The organism is Methylobacterium sp. BE186 (assembly GCF_031457035.1).
Classification (GTDB): domain Bacteria; phylum Pseudomonadota; class Alphaproteobacteria; order Rhizobiales; family Beijerinckiaceae; genus Methylobacterium; species Methylobacterium segetis.
Genome location: NZ_JAVDVV010000003.1, coordinates 320,205 through 338,623, shown reverse-complemented (window position 1 = coordinate 338,623; position 18,419 = coordinate 320,205). Strand labels below are relative to the sequence as shown.

At 70.8% G+C, this 18,419-nt stretch carries 14 protein-coding genes; 9 read left to right on the top strand and 5 right to left on the bottom strand.

The window, feature by feature from the left end; translation table 11 throughout:
• The first annotated feature begins 136 nt into the window (after positions 1-136).
• The 5 genes from J2X36_RS05680 to J2X36_RS05660 all read left to right on the top strand — a co-directional run bounded on the left by J2X36_RS05680 (position 137) and on the right by J2X36_RS05660 (position 9,369).
• A complete protein-coding gene (locus tag J2X36_RS05680) occupies positions 137-2,686 on the top strand; it encodes an ATP-binding protein (protein WP_310347166.1) in 2,550 nt (849 codons plus the stop codon).
• A gap of 401 nt (positions 2,687-3,087) precedes the next feature.
• Entirely contained in the window at positions 3,088-5,037 is a 1,950-nt protein-coding gene (gene acs / locus J2X36_RS05675) for an acetate--CoA ligase (RefSeq protein ID WP_310347165.1), read from the top strand.
• 183 nt (positions 5,038-5,220) lie between these two features.
• Positions 5,221-5,598, top strand: a complete 378-nt coding sequence (locus tag J2X36_RS05670) for a DUF485 domain-containing protein (protein WP_310347163.1) — start codon at positions 5,221-5,223, stop codon at positions 5,596-5,598.
• Positions 5,595-7,283, top strand: coding sequence for a cation acetate symporter (locus tag J2X36_RS05665; RefSeq protein WP_310347162.1), 1,689 nt, complete (start codon positions 5,595-5,597; stop codon positions 7,281-7,283). The genes J2X36_RS05670 and J2X36_RS05665 overlap by 4 nt, the downstream gene beginning before the upstream one ends.
• 349 nt (positions 7,284-7,632) lie before the next feature.
• A complete protein-coding gene (locus J2X36_RS05660) occupies positions 7,633-9,369 on the top strand; it encodes an MFS transporter (RefSeq protein ID WP_310347160.1) in 1,737 nt (578 codons plus the stop codon).
• 85 nt (positions 9,370-9,454) lie between these two features.
• Here the strand turns inward: J2X36_RS05660 and J2X36_RS05655 are convergent, their stop codons facing one another.
• The 4 genes from J2X36_RS05655 to J2X36_RS05640 all read right to left on the bottom strand — a co-directional run bounded on the left by J2X36_RS05655 (position 9,455) and on the right by J2X36_RS05640 (position 14,337).
• Positions 9,455-11,095 carry a methyl-accepting chemotaxis protein gene (locus J2X36_RS05655; RefSeq protein WP_310347158.1) on the bottom strand — a complete coding sequence of 547 codons (1,641 nt, stop codon included), beginning with the start codon at positions 11,093-11,095 and terminating at the stop codon, positions 9,455-9,457.
• A 169-nt stretch (positions 11,096-11,264) separates the two neighbouring features.
• On the bottom strand, positions 11,265-12,326 hold the full coding sequence (locus J2X36_RS05650) for an MBL fold metallo-hydrolase (protein ID WP_310347156.1): 1,062 nt from the start codon (positions 12,324-12,326) through the stop codon (positions 11,265-11,267).
• Between the two features lie 68 nt (positions 12,327-12,394).
• A complete protein-coding gene (locus J2X36_RS05645; protein WP_310347207.1) occupies positions 12,395-13,420 on the bottom strand; it encodes an aromatic ring-hydroxylating dioxygenase subunit alpha in 1,026 nt (341 codons plus the stop codon).
• Positions 13,421-13,857: 437 nt separating this feature from the next.
• On the bottom strand, positions 13,858-14,337 hold the full coding sequence (locus J2X36_RS05640) for a hypothetical protein (protein WP_132250693.1): 480 nt from the start codon (positions 14,335-14,337) through the stop codon (positions 13,858-13,860).
• 265 nt (positions 14,338-14,602) lie between these two features.
• Between J2X36_RS05640 and J2X36_RS05635 the strand changes: the two genes are divergently transcribed.
• From J2X36_RS05635 to rimM, 4 genes are all read left to right on the top strand, one after another.
• Positions 14,603-14,824 carry a glutathione S-transferase gene (locus J2X36_RS05635; protein ID WP_132250691.1) on the top strand — a complete coding sequence of 74 codons (222 nt, stop codon included), beginning with the start codon at positions 14,603-14,605 and terminating at the stop codon, positions 14,822-14,824.
• A gap of 19 nt (positions 14,825-14,843) precedes the next feature.
• Entirely contained in the window at positions 14,844-16,397 is a 1,554-nt protein-coding gene (ffh, locus tag J2X36_RS05630) for a signal recognition particle protein (RefSeq protein WP_310347155.1), read from the top strand.
• Between the two features lie 105 nt (positions 16,398-16,502).
• Positions 16,503-16,865 (top strand): 30S ribosomal protein S16, encoded by a 363-nt coding sequence (gene rpsP, locus J2X36_RS05625; protein ID WP_132250686.1) that lies wholly within the window; start codon positions 16,503-16,505, stop codon positions 16,863-16,865.
• Positions 16,866-16,875: 10 nt separating this feature from the next.
• Complete coding sequence (gene rimM, locus J2X36_RS05620; RefSeq protein ID WP_310347152.1) at positions 16,876-17,562, top strand: ribosome maturation factor RimM; 687 nt, start codon at positions 16,876-16,878, stop codon at positions 17,560-17,562.
• Between the two features lie 37 nt (positions 17,563-17,599).
• On the opposite strand, the gene J2X36_RS05615 is transcribed toward rimM, so the two are convergent.
• A complete protein-coding gene (locus tag J2X36_RS05615) occupies positions 17,600-18,343 on the bottom strand; it encodes a class I SAM-dependent methyltransferase (RefSeq protein ID WP_310347150.1) in 744 nt (247 codons plus the stop codon).
• Positions 18,344-18,419 lie beyond the last annotated feature (76 nt).

The window sequence follows — 18,419 nt, the reverse complement described above, 5'->3', positions numbered from 1 at the left end:
GGCGAGCGGAGCGGGACCATTAAGGTTGACATGAGGTAAACGTGTGACGCGCGCTTGAAGTGTCCACCATCCCGGGGCAGTTCAGCGTACGAAATTGAGCGCGGTAACGCAGATTTTTCGAGCCAGACAGGTCCGCATGACCGAAGACGGGTCCGCACCGGACAAAAGCCTCGCGAACGATCCGGTCGCTCCCGCCCTGGATTCCTGGGCGCGGGAGCCGCGCCTCGCCGCCCTCCTCGCCGATCCGGGTCGCGCCTTCGCGATCCTCGACGCGGAGGGCGCGCATCTCCTCGAGGCGTCGGCGCCGGCGCGGCCCTGGGCGGCCGGCCTGTTCGATCCGGCGGGCGCCGCCGCCTCCCGCCTCGGCCTTCCCGGCCAGATCCTCCGGGCCGCGCTGCCCGCCGAGGGGTCGCGCCTCGTGCGGCTGCGCCTCGATCCCCGCGGGATCGCCCCGCCGGTCCCCTGCCTCCTGGCGCGGGGCCGCCTCGCCAACGGCGAGGCCGCGCTCCTCCTCGTCCCGATGGAGTCGCTCCCGGCCGCGCGCCGCCGAGAGCCCCGGCCGGACGTTCCGCTGCCCGTGGCCGAGGCCGAAGCCGTCAGCGTCGCCCCCGACGAAGTCACCCGTTCGGCGGAGCCTGCCGCGCGGCCGCGGCCGGGCGACCGCTTCGTCTGGCGCAGCGACGGTTCCGATCTGATCACGCAGGTTTCGGGTGGCCCGGAGGCGGCCCTCGCGCCCCTCCTCCTCGGGCGATCCTGGTCCGCCCTCGCGCGGGACGGCGTCCTGCGCGAGGGCGAGCCGCTCCTCGCCGCGCTCGCGGAGCGGCGCACCTTTCGCGGCGTTCCCGCCGGGATCGCGCTCGGAGAGGCGGTCGAGCCGATCGGCGTCGAGATCTCCGGGGCGCCCCTCGGCCGCAACGGGCACCCTTTCACCGGATACGGCGGCTTCGGCCTCGTGCGGGCGGCGGCCGGATCCCCTGCGCAAGCGGACCCGGAGCCCACGTCCGGCCGGGCCGAGGTGGGCGCGATCCCGGTCTCCCTCGGAGCGGACGAGGGCGGGCCGGCTCCCGCGGCGGATGTTCCCGCCCTCGGCGATGCGACCCTCCTGTCGGTCTCCGAGCACGCGGCCTTTCGGGAGATCGCGCGGGCCCTCGGCGCGCGCTTTGCCGGCGACGAAGCGGCGCCCGATCCCGATTACCCGCAGCAGGGCGCGGCCGTCATGCCCTTCCCCGTGGGACGGCTTGCCGAGAACCGGCTGGCGGAGGCCGGGCCGGGCGAGGCGCCGCCCCTCCTCGACGATCTGCCCGCGGCGATCCTGATCCGGCGCGACGATACCCTCCTCTACGCGAACCGAGCCTTCCTCGACCTCGCGGGCTTTGCCGATCTCGCCGCGTTCCAGGCGGCGGGCGGCCTCGCACGCCTGATCCTGCGCCACGACGGGACGGAGGGCGGCGGCAACGACCGCCTGATCACCCGCGAGGACGGCGTCCGGCCCGTCGCGGTCGCCCGCGGCGAGACCCGCTGGGGGGGGCATGCGGCCGAAATCCTCGTCGTCGACCCCCGCCCCGCCGATCTGCCCGTGCCGGCCCCGATGCCGCCGGCCCCGCGCGGCCAGTCGGTCCTCGAGCGCGCCCTCGACGCGATCGAGGACGGGATCCTCGCCCTCGACGCCGAGCACCGCGTCGTCGCCCTCAACCGGGCCGCGGCGGACCTGCTCGGGCGCGACGCCGCCGCCCTGCCCGGGCAGGCGCTGCTCGCCCTGTTCACGCCCGAGAGCGCCATCGCCCTGCGCGCCGCGCTGCACGGCCCCGCCCCGGCCGCCCGCGAGGTGACGGCCCGCGGCCGGGCGGGCGCGATCCCGCTCGCGCTCCGGCTCGGGCCGCCCTCGCCCGATGGGAGCCGCCTCGCGATCCTGCGGGATCTCAGCGAGACCCGGCGCCTTGCGGCGGCCGCCGATCGGGCCGTCGCGCAGGCCGAGGCGGCCGAGGCCTGGAAGGCGAACTTCCTCGCCAAGGTGAGCCACGAGATCCGCACGCCGATGAACGGCATCCTCGGTTTCGCCGACGTGATGCTCAATGAGCAGTTCGGCCCCGTGCCCGAGCGCTATCGCGACTATCTGCGCGACATCCACGCCTCCGGCGAGCACGTGCTCGGCCTCGTCAACGATCTCGTCGACCTCGCCAAGATCGAGGCCGGGCGCCTCGACCTCGCCTTCGGGCCGGTGCCGCTCAACGACCTCGTCTCGAGCTGCGTGGCCCTGCTGCAGCCGCAGGCCGCGCGCGACCGCATCGTCGTGCGTACGAGCTTCTCGGCGGATCTGACAACGCTGGTGGCCGACGAGCGCTCGATGCGCCAGGCGGCGCTCAACGTCATCGCCAACGCGATCCGGTTCACGGAGGCCGGCGGGCAGGTCATCGTGTCCACGACGATCGCCGAGCGCGGCGAGATCGCCCTGCGGGTGCGCGACACCGGCATCGGCATGAGCGCCGAGGAGATTGCCTCGGCCCTGGAGCCGTTCCGAACCGCCGCGATCGCGGTCCCGCGCAAGGGCGGCGGCACCGGCCTCGGCCTGCCCCTGACGAAGGCGCTGGTAGAGGCGAACCGCGGCCGCTTCCAGATCACGAGCCGCAAGGATGAGGGGACGCTGGTCGAGATACTGTTTCCCGCCCGCGCCGCGATGAGCGCCTGAGCCGGGAGGAGATCGCGTCCCGCTGCCCCGCGCCTGACGAAGCCCGCGGGGATCGGTGTGCGGTGCCGGCGAGCGACAATCGAGGCCCGTTGTCACCGTGGCGGCCCAACAGGCGAGCGGAGCCTTGGCGGGCCGCTCGGCGTTATCCACCTTCGTGCCGGCCCCGCGCAGGGGCCGAAACGGACCCACAGGCGCCCTCAGCGGGCCTGCCATCCGACTTTGGCACCGCTTGACAGTCCCGAACGGCGCCTCCAAGCAGAGTTGAATTGTGTCCAACCTATTGTTCGGGTTGGTTGAGCGCTTGCGGCAGGTTCCTGTCGAGCATTAAGAAAAGTCTTGGAAGTCCCGACTGCGCGGCGAGATCCGCGATACGATCGGGCACCATTCAGGGAAGAGACGCGATGGACGAGAAGCTGGTCGAGGTCCGTGACAGCTGGCGCGAGGGCGCCCATGTCGACAATGCCAAGTACCTCGCGATGTACAAGGCGTCGGTCGAGGATCCGGACGCGTTCTGGGGCGAGCACGGCAGGCACATCGACTGGATGAAGCCCTTCACGCGCGTGAAGAACACGAGCTTCCAGCCGGGCGACATCTCGATCCGGTGGTTCGAGGACGGCACCACCAACGTCGCGCACAATTGCATCGACCGGCACCTCGCCACCCGGGGCGACCAGACCGCCATCATCTGGGAGGGCGACGACCCGAACGAGTCGAAGCACATCACCTACCGCGAGCTGCACGCGCAGGTCTGCCGGATGGCGAACGTGCTGCGCAACCGGGGCGTGGAGAAGGGCGACCGGGTCACGATCTACCTGCCGATGATCCCCGAGGCAGCCTACGCGATGCTGGCCTGCGCCCGGCTCGGCGCGATCCACTCGGTGGTGTTCGGCGGCTTCTCGCCGGATTCGCTGGCCGGCCGCATCGAGGGCTGCGCCTCGAAGGTCGTGATCACTGCGGACGAGGGCCTGCGCGGCGGCCGCAAGGTGCCGCTCAAGGCCAATGTCGACGCCGCGATCCAGCGCCTCGGCACGGACGTCGTCGATCACGTCATCGTGGTGCGCCGCACGGGCTCCAACATCCCGATGGAGCCGGGCCGCGACGTCTACTACCACGAGGCCGCCGAGCAGGTGACGGACGAGTGTCCGGCCGAGGCCGTCGAGGCCGAGCACCCGCTCTTCATCCTCTATACCTCGGGCTCGACCGGCCAGCCGAAGGGCGTGGTGCACACCACGGGCGGCTATCTCGTCTACGCCTCGATGACGCACCAGTACGTGTTCGATTACCGCGAGGGTGACGTCTACTGGTGCACGGCCGATGTCGGCTGGGTCACCGGCCACAGCTACATCCTGTACGGGCCGCTCGCCAACGGCGCGACGACGCTGATGTTCGAGGGCATCCCGACCTACCCGTCGAATTCCCGCTTCTGGGAGGTGATCGACAAGCACAAGGTCAACATCTTCTACACCGCGCCGACCGCGATCCGCTCCCTGATGGGCGGCGGCGAGGGGCCGGTGAAGAAGACCTCCCGCGAGACCCTTCGGGTGCTGGGCTCCGTCGGCGAGCCGATCAACCCGGAAGCCTGGGAATGGTACTACCGCGTGGTCGGCGACAGCCGTTGCCCGATCGTCGACACGTGGTGGCAGACCGAGACCGGCGGCATCCTGATCACGCCGCTGCCGGGCGCCACGAACCTGAAGCCCGGCTCGGCGACGCGACCCTTCTTCGGCGTGCAGCCGATCATGGTGGATGCGGAGGGCAAGGTCCTCGACGGGGCCTGCGAGGGCAACCTCTGCATCAAGGATTCCTGGCCCGGCCAGATGCGCACGGTCTACGGCGACCATGAGCGCTTCGAGCAGACCTACTTCTCGACCTATCCCGGCAACTACTTCACGGGCGACGGGGCGCGGCGCGATTCCGACGGCTATTACTGGATCACGGGCCGCGTCGACGACGTCATCAACGTCTCGGGCCACCGCATGGGCACGGCGGAGGTCGAATCCTCCCTCGTGGCGCACCCGAAGGTCGCCGAGGCCGCGGTGGTGGGCTACCCCCACAACCTGAAGGGCCAGGGCATCTACGCCTACGTGACTCTCAACGAGGGCGAGGACGGGGACGACGCCCTGCGCAAGGAACTCGTGGCCTGGGTCCGCAAGGATATCGGCCCGATCGCCTCGCCGGACTTGATCCAGTTCGCCCCCGGCCTGCCCAAGACCCGCTCCGGCAAGATCATGCGCCGCATCCTGCGCAAGATCGCCGAGGACGAGTTCTCCTCCCTCGGGGACACCTCGACGCTGGCCGAGCCGGCGGTCGTGGACGACCTCATCGAGAACCGGCAGAACCGGACCCGCTGAGCCGGCGGCCCGCCGGGCTCCGCCTCCACCAGTCACCTCTCGCGAGAGAGCCCCTCCGCCCCCGGCGGCGGCGGGGCGGCGCCCCCTGCCCGGGCGTTTCGCGGGAGCGCCGTCCTTCCCCACGATCAGTGCCCGGACGCGGAGAGGCCCGTCAGAGGCCCGACATCCGGCGGAGGAAATCCTATGACGACATCCTATGCGCAGGGGGGCGCAGACCCCCGTCTCGCCCGCGATCCGGGGGGGCCGGCCGTCGAGAGCGATCCCCAGTTCGAACGGATCATCCGCAACCCGACCTTCCAGACCCTCGTCCACGAGCGCACGCGCTTCGGCTGGATCCTGACCGGGCTGATGCTGGTGGTCTATTTCGGCTTCATCGGCCTCATCGCCTTCGACAAGGCGCTGCTCGCCACCAAGGTCGGCGGCAGCACCGCGTCGCTCGGCCTGTTCCTCGGCGTCGGCGTCATCGTCTTCGCCTTCATCCTCACCGGCATCTACGTCGTGCGCGCCAACGGCCGCTACGACGCCCTGACCGCCGAGCTCACGCGGAGCCTCGGCCGATGACCCGCCTCCCCACGCTCCTCCTCACGGCCCCCCTCGCGCTCGCCGCCACCGCCGCGCGCGCGGCCGGCCCCGATCTCGGCGCCGTCCAGCAGCAGGCGACGAACTGGCCGGCCATCGGCATGTTCCTGTTCTTCGTGCTGTTCACGCTGGGCATCACCTACAAGGCCGCCAAGGGCACCAAGTCGGCCGCGGATTTCTACGCGGCTGGCGGCGGCATCTCGGCGGGCACCAACTCGCTGGCGATCGCCGGCGACTACATGTCGGCCGCCTCGTTCCTCGGCATCTCCGGCCTCGTCTACACCTCGGGCTTCGACGGGCTGATCTACTCGACGGGCTTCCTCGTCGGCTGGCCGATCGTGCTGTTCCTGATCGCGGAACGCCTGCGCAACCTCGGCAAGTTCACCTTCGCGGACGTGGCGAGCTTCCGCCTCGACCAGACCGCGATCCGCCTCATCTCGGCGACCGGGACGCTCGTCGTCGTGGCCTTCTACCTGATCGCCCAGATGGTCGGCGCGGGTAAGCTGATCCAGCTCCTGTTCGGTCTGCCCTACCTCTACGCGGTGGTGATCGTCGGCGCTCTGATGATCATCTACGTCGCCTTCGGCGGCATGAAGGCGACGACCTGGGTGCAGGTGATCAAGGCCTGCCTACTCCTCGGCGGCGCGACCTTCATGGCGGGCGCCGTGCTCTACAAGTACGGCTTCAACCCCGAGACCCTGTTCGCGGCGGCGGTGCAGACGCATCCGAAGGGCGACGCCATCATGGCGCCCGGCGGCCTCGTCACGAACCCGATCGACTCGATCTCGCTCGGCGTCGGCCTGATGTTCGGCACCGCCGGCCTGCCGCACATCCTGATGCGCTTCTTCACGGTCTCGGACGCGCAGGCCGCCCGCAAGTCGGTCTTCTACGCCACGGGCCTGATCGGCTACTTCTACATCCTGACCTTCATCATCGGCTTCGGCGGCATCGCCCTGCTGATGTCGGACCCGAGCTACTTCAAGCTCGGTGCGGGCGGCTCCTTCGACAAGCTCAAGGACATGATCGGCGGCACCAACATGGTCGCCGTCAACCTCGCCAACGCGGTCGGCGGCCCGTACTTCCTCGGCTTCATCTCCGCGGTGGCCTTCGCGACCATCCTCGCGGTGGTGGCGGGCCTGACGCTCGCCGGCGCCTCGGCCGTCAGCCACGACCTCTACGCGCAGGTCATCGCCCGCGGGCGCACCACCGAGAAGCACGAGGTCAACCTCTCGAAGATCTCGGCGGTGGCCATCGGCATCGTGGCGATCGTGCTCGGCTACATCTTCGAGAACCAGAACGTCGCCTTCATGGTCGGTCTCGCCTTCTCGGTGGCGGCGAGCTGCAACTTCCCCGTACTCGCCATGTCGATCCTCTGGCGCGGAACCACGACCTGGGGCGCGCTCATCGGCGGTCTCGTCGGGCTCGTCGCGGCGGTGGTGATGGTGGTCCTGTCGGACGCGGTCTGGGTGAAGACCTTCGGCCAGCCGGCCGCGCTCTTCCCCTACGCCAACCCGGCCCTGTTCTCGATGCCGCTTGCCTTCGTCACGATCTGGCTCGTCTCGAAGGTCGACAACACCGCCCGCGCCCGGCGCGAGCGGGCGGCCTTCGACGCCCAGTACGTGCGCTCGGAGACCGGCATCGGCGCGTCCCTCGCGCACGCGCATTGAGGTCCATCCCGGCCCGCCAGGCCGGGACAAGGGCTGTGTATTGAGACCGGGATTAAACCAGGGGGCGTGGCCGTGAGCCACGCCCTTCTTCTTGGGCAGCCCTGTTGAGACCGGTTACAGGTCGGCGCAATCCTTGTTGCTAAGCCGCGATCGGTAATCCTTTCGATCCGTTCATCTATTGGGCGACGCTGTGGCTTGCGCTATCGTCTGCGAAGGGCGGACGATCGGCTGCTGGCTTCAGTTGAGCAATCGGCCGACCCTGTGCAGCGCAATGGGCGGTCTCGAGCCGTCCCAAATCCGGGCCGCCGGGAAGGCGGGTTCCGAAGTAATCATGGATGGAGGGGCCGAGATGGCTGTGGGAACCGCAGTGCCGCGGGCGGACGAGGCGGCAAGACCGATGAGCGCCGGGGAGAAGAAGGTCATCTTGGCCTCCTCCCTCGGCACCGTCTTCGAGTGGTACGACTTCTACCTGTACGGCTCGCTCGCCGCGATCATAGGCGCGCAGTTCTTCTCCGCCTATCCGGAAGCGACGCGCAACATCTTCGCGCTCCTCGCCTTCGCGGCGGGCTTCCTCGTGCGCCCCTTCGGCGCCCTCGTCTTCGGCCGCCTCGGCGACATGGTCGGCCGCAAGTACACCTTCCTCGTCACGATCCTGATCATGGGCATCTCGACCTTCTGCGTCGGCCTGCTGCCCTCCTACGCCACGCTCAACAGCTACGGCGTCGGCTGGATCGCCCCCGTCACGCTGCTGGCTCTGCGCATGCTCCAGGGCCTCGCGCTGGGCGGCGAGTACGGCGGCGCGGCCGTCTACGTGGCCGAGCACGCTCCGCGCGGGCGCCGCGGCTTCTACACCGCCTTCATCCAGACGACGGCGACGCTCGGTCTGCTGCTCTCGCTCATCATCATCCTCTCGACGCAGGGCTACGTGAACAACGCCTACGCGCCGACCGTGGTGACGAACGCGGACGGCACCACGACGACCCTCACCGCCTTCCAGGTCTGGGGCTGGCGCATCCCGTTCCTCGTCTCGGTCGCGCTCCTGGCCATCTCGGTCTGGATCCGGCTCCAGATGAACGAGAGCCCCGCCTTCCAGAAGATGAAGGCCGAGGGCACGCACTCGAAGGCGCCGCTCTCCGAGGCGTTCGGCCAGTGGAAGAATGCCAAGTGGGCGCTGCTGGCGCTGCTCGGCCTCACCGCCGGCCAGGCCGTCGTCTGGTACACGGGCCAGTTCTACGCGCTGTTCTTCCTGCAGAGCATCCTGAAGGTCGACCAGTTCACGGCCAACGTGATGATCGCGTGGTCGCTGATCCTGGCCACCGGCGGGTTCCTGTTCTTCGGGGCCCTCTCCGACAGGATCGGCCGCAAGCCGATCATCCTCGGCGGCTGCCTGATCGCGGCGCTCACCTACTTCCCGCTGTTCCACCAGCTCACCGCGAACGCCAACCCGGCGCTCTTCGCGGCGCAGTCGAACGTGCCGGTGGTGGTGAAGACGAACCCGGCCGATTGCTCGTTCCAGTTCAATCCGGTCGGCACGGCCAAGTTCACCAAGGAGTGCGACATCGCCAAGGCGCTGCTCGCCCGCTCCGCCGTGAGCTACAGCACCGAGCCGCAGCCCGCGGGCACGCCGACGGTGGTGAGCGTCAACGGCAAGGACTTCCCCGTGGCGGATCCGAACTTCGCCAAGGCAGTCCCCGCCGCGCTCACCGAGGCGGGCTATCCCTCGGCGACCAACAACCCGACCGTGATCAAGGCCGCGAACCCGGTCGACGTGTTCACGGGCCAGAAGCTGATGGTGATCGGCATCCTGACGATCCTCGTCTTCTACGTGACGATGGTCTACGGGCCGATCGCGGCGGCGCTCGTGGAGCTCTTCCCGACGCGCATCCGCTACACCTCGATGTCGCTGCCCTACCATATCGGCAACGGCTGGTTCGGCGGCCTCCTGCCCGCCACCGCCTTCGCGATGGTGGCCCAGACCGGCGACATCTATTACGGCCTCTGGTACCCGATCGTGATCGCGCTCTTCACGTTCGTGATCGGCCTGATCTTCATCCCCGAGACCAAGGACCGGGACATCCTCGCCTGAGGATGGCGGGGCCAACCCCTTGAAAAGACGAAGGCCCCGCCGATCGGCGGGGCCTTTTTCATGGCGCTTGCGGGGATGATCGCGATCACGCCGCGACGGCGCCGAGGAAGCGCGCGATCTCCGCCTCGAGGCCGGCTGCCACGTCCTCGACCGACGAGGCGGCGGATTCGACGGTCGCCGCCATCTCGGTGGTGCGCTGGGCCGCGCTCGCCACCGTGCCGAGGTCGCGGGCGATCGCGACGCTCGTCTGTGCGGTCTCGCCGACGTTGCGGGAAATCTCCTCCGTGGCCGCCCCCTGCGCGGCGACCGCCTCCGAGATGTCGGCGGTGGTGGCGCTGATCGAGCCCATCCGGCCCGTCATCCGGCCGATCGCGTCGACCGCGACGCCGGTCGCGCCCTGCACCCGCGCGATCTGGGCCGCGATCTCGTCGGTGGCCCGCGCCGTCTGCCCGGCGAGCTCCTTCACCTCGGCCGCCACGACCGCGAAGCCGCGCCCCGCCTCGCCGGCCCGGGCCGCCTCGATCGTCGCGTTGAGCGCGAGCAGGTTCGTCTGCTCGGCCACCGCCCGGATCAGGCCGACCACGTCGCCGATGCGCTGGGCCGAGGCCGCGAGGTCGCCCACCTGCGCGTTCATCGCCTCGGCCTCGCCGAGCGCGCCCTCGACCTCGCCCCTCGCCCGGCCGATCCGGCCCTGGATCTCGGAGATCGAGGCCGCCAGCTCCTCGGCGGCGCTCGCCACCGTCTGCACGTTGGCGGAGGTCTCCCGCGAGCCGGACGAGGCGCCCTCGATCGCCCGGTTGGCCTCGGCGGAGACCGCGCTCATCGCGGCGGCGCGCTCGCGCATCTCGCCGGTGCGGGCATTGAAGGTCGCCACCGATTGCTGGACCCGGACCCGGAAGCGCTCGACCTCCCCGTCGAGGAGCACGCGGCGGTGCCGCTCGCCCTCGCTCGCCGTGCGCTGGTCGCTCTCGAGGCTGCGGGCCCGCCGGCTCGTGTCGCGCAGCGACCCGAGGGCGCGGGCGACGGCGCCGATCTCGTCGCGGCGCGCCTGCGAGGGGATCGGTGCGTCGAGGTCGCCCTCCGCGAGCCGCGTCGTGCGCGCGGCGATCTCGTTGAGGGGGCGGAACATCCGCACGGCGACGGGGACGATGACGAGGCAGGCCAGGATGGCCGCGGCGAGGCTGACGAAGCCCATCATCCACATCGTCGCGCCGTAATCGGCGTAGTACCGCTCCAGCGGGATGCCGATGTAGAGGATGCCGCTGACGTTGCCGGCCCTGTCGAAGGTCGGGTGGTAGACGGTGTAGAACGGCCGCCCGAACAGCACGACGCTGCCCGAATAGGCCCTGCCGGCCCGGATCGCGGCCTGGGCCGGGTGGTCGTCCGCGAGCGCCGTGCCCACGGCGCGCTCGCCGTTCTCCTTCTTCACGTTGGTGATGCGGCGCACGAAGCGCTCGGCCCCGGGCTCGCGGGCGAAGACCGTGGCGTTCCCGCCGAGATAGGCCGTCACGTCGTCGACGATCGACAGGTCGCCGAGAGCGCCGAGATCGGGCGTGGTGACCCGCGCGAGCCGCGCGCCGTCGAGGCCGGCCGTCGCGCCCGGGACCTTGCCGGCGAAAACGAGGGCGAGCGTCCGGATATGGGTTTCGGCCTCGGCGCGCTGCTTCTCCTCGATCTGCGACCAGATCTGGTGGCTCGCTGCCGCGAGCAGAATCCCGACCGTCAAGACGATCGCACCTCCGGCTAGGAGGATGATCTTGGTCGTGAGGCTGCTAAACCTATGCATGGAAATCGCTCGGACGGTCGGCATGTGCCGTGACGGGAGCGATCATCTTGCCACGCGTGTCTTAGCACCTCGTTTCGCGCCGTACGATTTCGCGCCGACGATCCTGCGCTCAGGGTGTCCAGACCTGCCCGGGGCGGAGCGCCAGGAAGCTGTCGGCCGGGCGCCCCGCGGCCGCGAGCGCGCTGGCGAGCGCCTCGGCCGGTCTCTCGACGCCCTCGTCGGTGAGGCGGAACGTGCCCCAATGGTGGCCGAGCGCCTGCTCCACGCCGAGCAGGCCCGCGGCCTCGACCGCATCCTGCGGGTTCATGTGCTGGGGCTGCATGAACCAGCGCGGCTCATAGGCGCCGATCGGCAGGGTGGCGAGGCGCGGCGGCCCGAAGCGTTCGCGCACGGAGCGGAAGATCGACCCGTCGCCGAGGCCGCTGTCGCCGACATGGTAGTGGACGCCCTGGGGCCCCGTGATCACGAAGGCGCACCAGAGCGCCATGCGCCGGTCGTTGAGGCCGCGGGCCGACCAGTGGTTGGCCGGCACGAGATGGATCGCGAGCCCGCCGCCGAGATCGACGCTCTCGCCCCAGTCCCGGGGCTCGACATGCAGGGTCTCGTCGTAGGAGCGCAGGATCGCGTCGTTGCCGAGCGGCGCCACGACCAGGGGCTGATGTGCCTGCCAGAGCCGCGCGACGGTCGGCCCGTCGAGATGGTCGTAATGGTTGTGGGTGATCAAGACCGCATCGATCGGCGGCAGGTCGCCGAAGGCGATGCCGGGCGGGTTGACCCTCTTCGGACCGGCGAACCCGACCGGACTCGCGCGCTTGGCGTAGACCGGATCGACCAGGATGTTCCGCCCGGCCACCTGGAACAGGTAGCTGGCGTGCCCGATCAGCACCACGCGCAAGGCGTCCGAGCGCTCCGGCGGCTTGTCGGCCGGAAAGGGGCTCGGGAAGCTCTTCGGCCACGCCTCTCCCTGGCGGGCGAGCTGCCAGCGGATGATGTCGGCGAGGTCCTTGTCGCCGGCCTGATCCGGGCTGTGGAAGCGGACGCCGTCGAAATGGTCGCTCGTCGGCCCCCGGTAATACGGGTTGCGGCCGCGCCGGTGCGCGGCGTAGCCGACGCCGCCGAGCGTCATCACGGTGGCGGCGCTGGCGGCCGCGAGGAGGCTTCGCCGTTTCATCGGCGGGGAGATGGCGGGGCCGGTGAGCCCGTCAAGGCGTCACGCCTCCGTGCCGCAGCCGATGCCCGTCAGGAGCGCCAGCGCAGCTCCTGCGGCTGCAGGGGGTTGGCGAAGGCCCGGGCCTCGCGGGCGGCCTGCAACGCCTCGCGCTTGAGGCGGAAATACCATTGCGAGGGCAGGTCCCCCTGCCCGAACAGGACCATGGTGGGCTTGCGGTCGAGGCCCGCCTGCGCGTGTTGGAGCACCTGCTGGTCCTGGGTCAGGAACTGGCGCATCAGGAGCTTGGCGAGGGGCTGCAGGGGCTTGAGGGCCGGCACGCTGAAATAGAGGGCGTTCGTCAGCAGGGTCCGGTTTCCGGTCAGCGGCGTCGCGAAGGTGTAGTTCGCCACCCGCTTGCGCCCGGCCCGGATCCGCTCCAGGCGAACCCCCGGCAGCCGGAACTCGATCTCGACATCGGGCACGCCGCCGAGCAGCCGGTAGACGGGCGAACTCTTGGTGGTGGCGTGGCTCGTCATCGTGAAGCCGTGCGGCGTCGGCCGGAAGGACTTCACCTTCTCGCGCAGCTCCTTCGAGGGCCGGAACCACCAGGAATCGTGCACGAAGGCGACGTGCCCGGGATCGACGAGGCTGAGCGTCGTGAGGTCGAAGGACGCCTCGACTTCGAGCGCCACCACGACGCAGCCCGCGGGCTCGAAATCGAGCTCGGGCGGAGCGGGCAGGTCGACGCCTGCGGGGCCGAGATGGGGATTGACCCAGACGAAGCCGGCGCTCTCGCGGACGGGGAAGCGCTGCACCGCGATGCGCGAGAAATCGGCCGCGTCCGAGGCCGAGAGGGTCGGCACGTCCCGGCAGCGCCCGTCCGTGCCGAAGCGCCAGCCGTGGAACGGGCAGGTGAGCGCGTCGCCGTCGAAGCGCCCCTTCGAGAGCGCCATGCCCCGGTGCGGGCAGCGGTCGCGCAGGGCGAAGGGTGCGCCCGACGCGTCCCGGCCCATCACGATCAGCTCGCCGTTGAGGGGGACCGAGCGGAGCTTGCCGCCCTTGAGCGCGTCGGCGCGGCCGACGCAGTACCACGCGTCCGGCAGAGGCTGGCGCATGGCATCGGGATCGAGGGCGGCCTCGTCCGAAGGGAGCGCCGGGCGCAGGGTCGGGATGGGGGCGTTCGACACGGGGGGACCGCGAGCTTCGAGCTTCCGGCCGCCGCGACGGACCGGAAGAGGGGCCGCCCTCCTTAATGCGCCCCGCCGATGCTGGCCAGCGCCGGGAGGGCAGCGGCGAGAGGGCGCAGCCAAGCCCCTTCCCATCCGGCGTGCGGTTTCCTACCTTGGGCTTCCCGCAACTAACGAAAGGAGGTGATCCAGTGTCTCATTGTCATCAGCCGCGGTCGTCGGCTCTCCGGACCTGGACCGTCGCCTCCGGCGCTTTCGCGTAAAGCGTCAGGGACGCGAGACAGTTTCGGCCGGACCGCGGTTCGGCAATGGAAGGGCCGCCCCTTGGGGCGGCCCTTCGGCATTCCGGGTGCCTGCGGCGGGTCTCAGCGCTTCTGGAACAGCGGCTGGGCCAGGGCCTCGGCCCGCGCCTGCCAGAGGTCGCGCTCCTCGCGCACGCTCTCCAGCGCGCTCATCTCGTCCTGCACGTGTTTGCGCAGGTCGCGGATCTCCTGGGCCAGCATGGCCTGAAGCTCGGCGTAGCGGTCCTGCTCGATCCGCAGCTTGGCCTTGAGCATCAGGTTCTCGGCCATCAGCTCCGACATGTCCTCGCCGTCCGCCGTGCCCATTCCGGCGCGGGCCGGTCCGGCCGGCGCGCGCTCGGCCTGCGCCGCGTTGCCGGGAACGAGGCGCGGGGCCCAGCTCTGCTGCGGCTCGGCTGCGCGGGGCGCCTCTTGCCGCACCGTCGCGGGCCGCTCCGGCACCGGGGGGGTGTGGGCCTTCATCGCGGCGAGCCAGTCGCGCAAGGGGCCGGGAGCCGGGCGGCCGCTCTCGTGCGACGGGTACTGACGGGCGGGTTCCGACATCTGCGGGCGTCCTTGCGATCTCAGGTCCATCCGACCAGATCATGCTTAATGAACCGTAAAGCTTAACGGAGCCTTCCGGGGCCGAACCGGGAATTTGACATTTCGGCCACGCCCGCCTAAGGCCCGCGCTCCCGATCCGACGCATGGACGTCAACCTGAACGCCGACCGGCCCGAGAGGCCGGAGGTCAACGCCCGACAGCGCGTCCGCGCCCTCGGGCGTGTTCCGTGTTGGAAGAAGCGCGTCCTGCCCCGGTGTGCCAAGCCATGACGCCAGCACGCGAGACGCCCCTTCGCATCGAGGATGCGATCAACGAGACCTGCCCGTGGTCCGGCAAGCCGATCGCGGCGGATTCGCTGACGCTCTACAACGGTGCCGTCGTCGGGTTCTGCGATCCCGAGTGCCGAGACCGGTTCGCCCGCGCGCTTCAGAGCTTCGAGGCCGCCCTGCAGGCGCGCCGCGTCGAGAAGGCGGGCCTTCACCAGTGACCCACGGAATCGCCTGACCATGTTCGAAGGCCTGTCCGATCGCCTCTCCGGCATTCTCTCGGGGCTGACGCGCCGCGGCGCGCTGACCGAGGCCGACGTCACCGCCGCCATGCGGGAGGTGCGCCGCGCGCTGCTCGAGGCCGATGTGGCGCTGGAGGTGGTGCGCGGCTTCACCGACCGGGTGCGCGAGAAGGCGGTGGGCGCCACCGTTCTCAAGTCGATCACGCCCGGCCAGATGGTCGTCAAGATCGTCAACGACGAGCTCGTGGCGATGCTGGGCGATCAGGCCGAGGTGATCGACCTCAACGCCCCCGCCCCCGTCGCCATCCTGATGGTGGGCCTCCAGGGCTCCGGCAAGACGACCACCACCGCCAAGATCGCCCGCCGCCTGACCGAGCGCGAGCGCCGCCGCGTCCTGCTCGCCTCCCTCGACACCCGGCGCCCGGCCGCCATGGAGCAGCTCGCCGTGCTGGCGGGTCAGGTCGGCGTCGAGAGCCTGCCGATCGTCGCCGGCCAGTCCGCGGTGCAGATCGCCAAGCGCGCCATGGACGCGGCCCGCCTCGGCGGCTTCGACGTGGTCATGCTCGACACCGCCGGCCGCACCACGGTCGACGAGGCCCTGATGGCCGAGGCCGCCGAGGTGAAGGCGGCGACGCGGCCCCACGAGGTGCTCCTCGTCGCCGATGCGCTGACCGGCCAGGACGCGGTCAACACCGCCCGCGCCTTCGACCAGCGCCTCGGCGTCACCGGCATCGTGCTCACCCGCATGGACGGCGATTCCCGCGGCGGCGCGGCGCTCTCCATGCGCGCGGTCACGGGCAAGCCGATCAAGCTCGTCGGCACCGGCGAGAAGGTCGACGCGCTGGAGGAGTTTCACCCGGCGCGCGTGGCCAACCGCATCCTCGGCATGGGCGACATCGTCTCCCTGGTCGAGAAGGCGGCGGAGACGATCGACGCCGAGCAGGCGATGCGCACCGCCGAGAAGATGCGCAAGGGCAAGTTCGATCTCGAGGACTTGTCGATGCAGCTCGGCCAGATGGAGAAGATGGGCGGCATCGGCGGCCTGATGGGCATGCTGCCGGGCATGGGCCAGATCAAGAAGCAGGTCGAGGGCGCGAATCTCGACGAGAAGATGTTCAGGCGCCAGCGGGCGATCATCTCCTCGATGACGCCGCAGGAGCGCAAGAACCCCGATCTCCTCAAGAACTCCCGCAAGAAGCGCATCGCCGCCGGCGCCGGCGTGAAGGTCGAGGAGATCAACAAGCTCCTCAAGATGCACCGGACCATGGCCGACATGATGAAGGCGATGGGCTCGGGCAAGCGGGGAATCGGGCAGGCTCTGGGCAACATGTTCGGCCTCGGCGGCGGCGGGATGCCGGGCGGCATGCCCCCGGGCATGCCCGAGCCGACGCCGGAACAGATCGCGCAGATCGAGAAGCAGTTCGGCGGCAAGCTGCCGCCGATGCCGCCCGGAATGGGCGGCGGAAAGATGCCGAGCCTTCCGGGGCTCGGCGGGCCGAAGGTGCCGGGTCTTCCCGGCCTCGGCGGGTTCCCGTTCGGGAAGAAGAAGTGAGCGAATAGAGGGTAGCGAATAGCGAACAGGGTTTCCGCTCTCTTCGCTACTCCCTACTCACTATTCGCTCTAACCAGACCACGTACACGTTCAGGAGTTGAAAGCATGTCCCTCAAGATCCGTCTCACCCGCGGCGGCGCCAAGAAGCGCCCCTACTACCGCATCGTCGTCGCCGACGCCCGCGCCCCTCGCGACGGCCGCTTCATCGATAAGGTCGGCGTCTACGATCCCATGAAGGCCAAGGACGATCCGGCCCGCGTGCAGCTCGAGACCGACAAGATCCAGTCCTGGCTCGCCAAGGGCGCGCAGCCGACGGACCGCGTCCTGCGCTTCCTCGACGCCGCCGGCCTCGCCAAGCGGCCGGCCCGCAACAACCCGAAGAAGGCCGAGCCCGGCGAGAAGGCCAAGGAGCGCGCGGCCAAGCGCGCCGAGGCGGCTGCCGCCCCGGCCGAGGACGCCGCGGCCTGAGGCGCGGGAGATGGCGCGCCGTCCCGGCGGACAACCACCCCGCGGGGACGGCGCCCGCCGCGCGAGGCCCCCACGCCTCGCGCCCGCGTCCGAGACCTCGCCCCGGCCGAAAGGCGCCGCGGCGAGGCCGGCGCCCGCCGCGCCCGATCCCGGCCTCGTCCTCCTGGGCGAATTCGGCCGGGCGCACGGGCTCAACGGCGAGATCCGCCTGAAATCCTACACGGCCGACCCGGTGGCGATCGCCGCCTACGGGCCGCTCCGCACGGCCGATGGCCGCAGCATCGAGATCGTGAGCGCCCGGCCCGCACCCGGCCCCGCGCCGGACCTCCTCGTCGCCCGCGTGAAGGGCGTGTCCGACCGCAGCGGCGCCGAGGCGCTGAACCGCGTCGGCCTCTACGTCCCGCGCGACACGCTCGGGCAGGCGGAGGACGAGGACGAGTTCTTCACGGCCGACCTCGTCGGCCTGTCCGTCGTCGACAGCGCGGGCAAGACCCTCGGCACCGTGGTCGCGGTGCCGAATTACGGCGGCGGCGACCTCCTGGAGATCCGTCCCGAGGCCGGCGGACCGAGCGCGCTCCTGCCCTTCACCAAGGCGTTCGTGCCCGGGCTCGACGTGCCGGGCGGCCGGATCACCGTCGACCCGCCGGACGACCTCTTCGCCCCTTCTGGCCCGAAGCCTCCGGACGAGCCGGGCTGAGGCGCCGCGCCGTCGCTACTCCCCCGCCGCACCGTCGCTACTTCGCGCCCCGGCTCGCCTCGTCCCGGCAGGGGCGGATCGCGCGCGGGTCGGGCCGCTGCTCCGGTGCCGGCGCCTCGAAGATCGCGAGGTAGCCGACTCCCCCCTCCAGCACGCTGAAGCCGGTCTCGCGATAGCCCGCGGCGGCGAGTTCGCAGCGCAGCAGCGCGGGCGGCGTGCCGTGGCGCGAGGGGATGTCGTCCGCGTCCACGATGCCGACACGGCCGCCCGGCCTCATCGCGGCGGCGAGGTTGTGGAGCAGGCCGTAGGGCTGGCTGATCTCGTGATACATGTGCACGAGCACGGCCGCGTCGACGGAGGCCGGCTTCAGGCGCGGGTCGTGCGGCTCGCCGCGCACGATCGTGACGTTCTGCAATCCCGCCTTGCGCACCCGCTTCTGCAACTCCGCGAGGTAGCGCGGCGTGACGTCCTCGGCGAGGACCCGGCCCTGCGGCCCCACGCGCTCGGAGATGCGCAGCGTGTAGTAGCCGCTGCCCGCGCCGATATCGGCGATCGTCTGCCCCGGCGCGATGCCCATCAGGCGGGCCACCTGCCCGACCTCGTCCGCCTTCTCGCGCTCCTTCTCCAGGGCCCATTGCGCCGCCACGATCTCGGCGACGGGCCGGTCGGGCTTCGGGAAGAGCGAGGCCGGGGCGCCGGGCGGCCCGAGCGGTTCGGCCGCCGAGGCGATCCCGGCGAGTCCGAGGATGAGGAGGGGAACGGGAAGGATCGGGCGCGGCATCGGGGCACTCTGAGGGGCCTCGGAGAATAGGGGCCTCGGCGCGTTCGCACAGTCGGCGGCGGTCCCGGCCATTGAC

What these genes read in the sequence shown, in the direction of transcription:
- J2X36_RS05680 (WP_310347166.1), top strand. Translation starts at nt 137, where the DNA reads ATGACCGAAGACGGGTCCGCACCGGACAAAAGCCTCGCGAACGATCCG.
- acs (WP_310347165.1), top strand. Translation starts at nt 3,088, where the DNA reads ATGGACGAGAAGCTGGTCGAGGTCCGTGACAGCTGGCGCGAGGGCGCC.
- J2X36_RS05670 (WP_310347163.1), top strand. Translation starts at nt 5,221, where the DNA reads ATGACGACATCCTATGCGCAGGGGGGCGCAGACCCCCGTCTCGCCCGC.
- J2X36_RS05665 (WP_310347162.1), top strand. Translation starts at nt 5,595, where the DNA reads ATGACCCGCCTCCCCACGCTCCTCCTCACGGCCCCCCTCGCGCTCGCC.
- J2X36_RS05660 (WP_310347160.1), top strand. Translation starts at nt 7,633, where the DNA reads ATGGCTGTGGGAACCGCAGTGCCGCGGGCGGACGAGGCGGCAAGACCG.
- J2X36_RS05650 (WP_310347156.1), bottom strand. Translation starts at nt 12,326, where the DNA reads ATGAAACGGCGAAGCCTCCTCGCGGCCGCCAGCGCCGCCACCGTGATG.
- J2X36_RS05645 (WP_310347207.1), bottom strand. Translation starts at nt 13,420, where the DNA reads ATGCGCCAGCCTCTGCCGGACGCGTGGTACTGCGTCGGCCGCGCCGAC.
- J2X36_RS05640 (WP_132250693.1), bottom strand. Translation starts at nt 14,337, where the DNA reads ATGTCGGAACCCGCCCGTCAGTACCCGTCGCACGAGAGCGGCCGCCCG.
- J2X36_RS05635 (WP_132250691.1), top strand. Translation starts at nt 14,603, where the DNA reads ATGACGCCAGCACGCGAGACGCCCCTTCGCATCGAGGATGCGATCAAC.
- ffh (WP_310347155.1), top strand. Translation starts at nt 14,844, where the DNA reads ATGTTCGAAGGCCTGTCCGATCGCCTCTCCGGCATTCTCTCGGGGCTG.
- rpsP (WP_132250686.1), top strand. Translation starts at nt 16,503, where the DNA reads ATGTCCCTCAAGATCCGTCTCACCCGCGGCGGCGCCAAGAAGCGCCCC.
- rimM (WP_310347152.1), top strand. Translation starts at nt 16,876, where the DNA reads ATGGCGCGCCGTCCCGGCGGACAACCACCCCGCGGGGACGGCGCCCGC.
- J2X36_RS05615 (WP_310347150.1), bottom strand. Translation starts at nt 18,343, where the DNA reads ATGCCGCGCCCGATCCTTCCCGTTCCCCTCCTCATCCTCGGACTCGCC.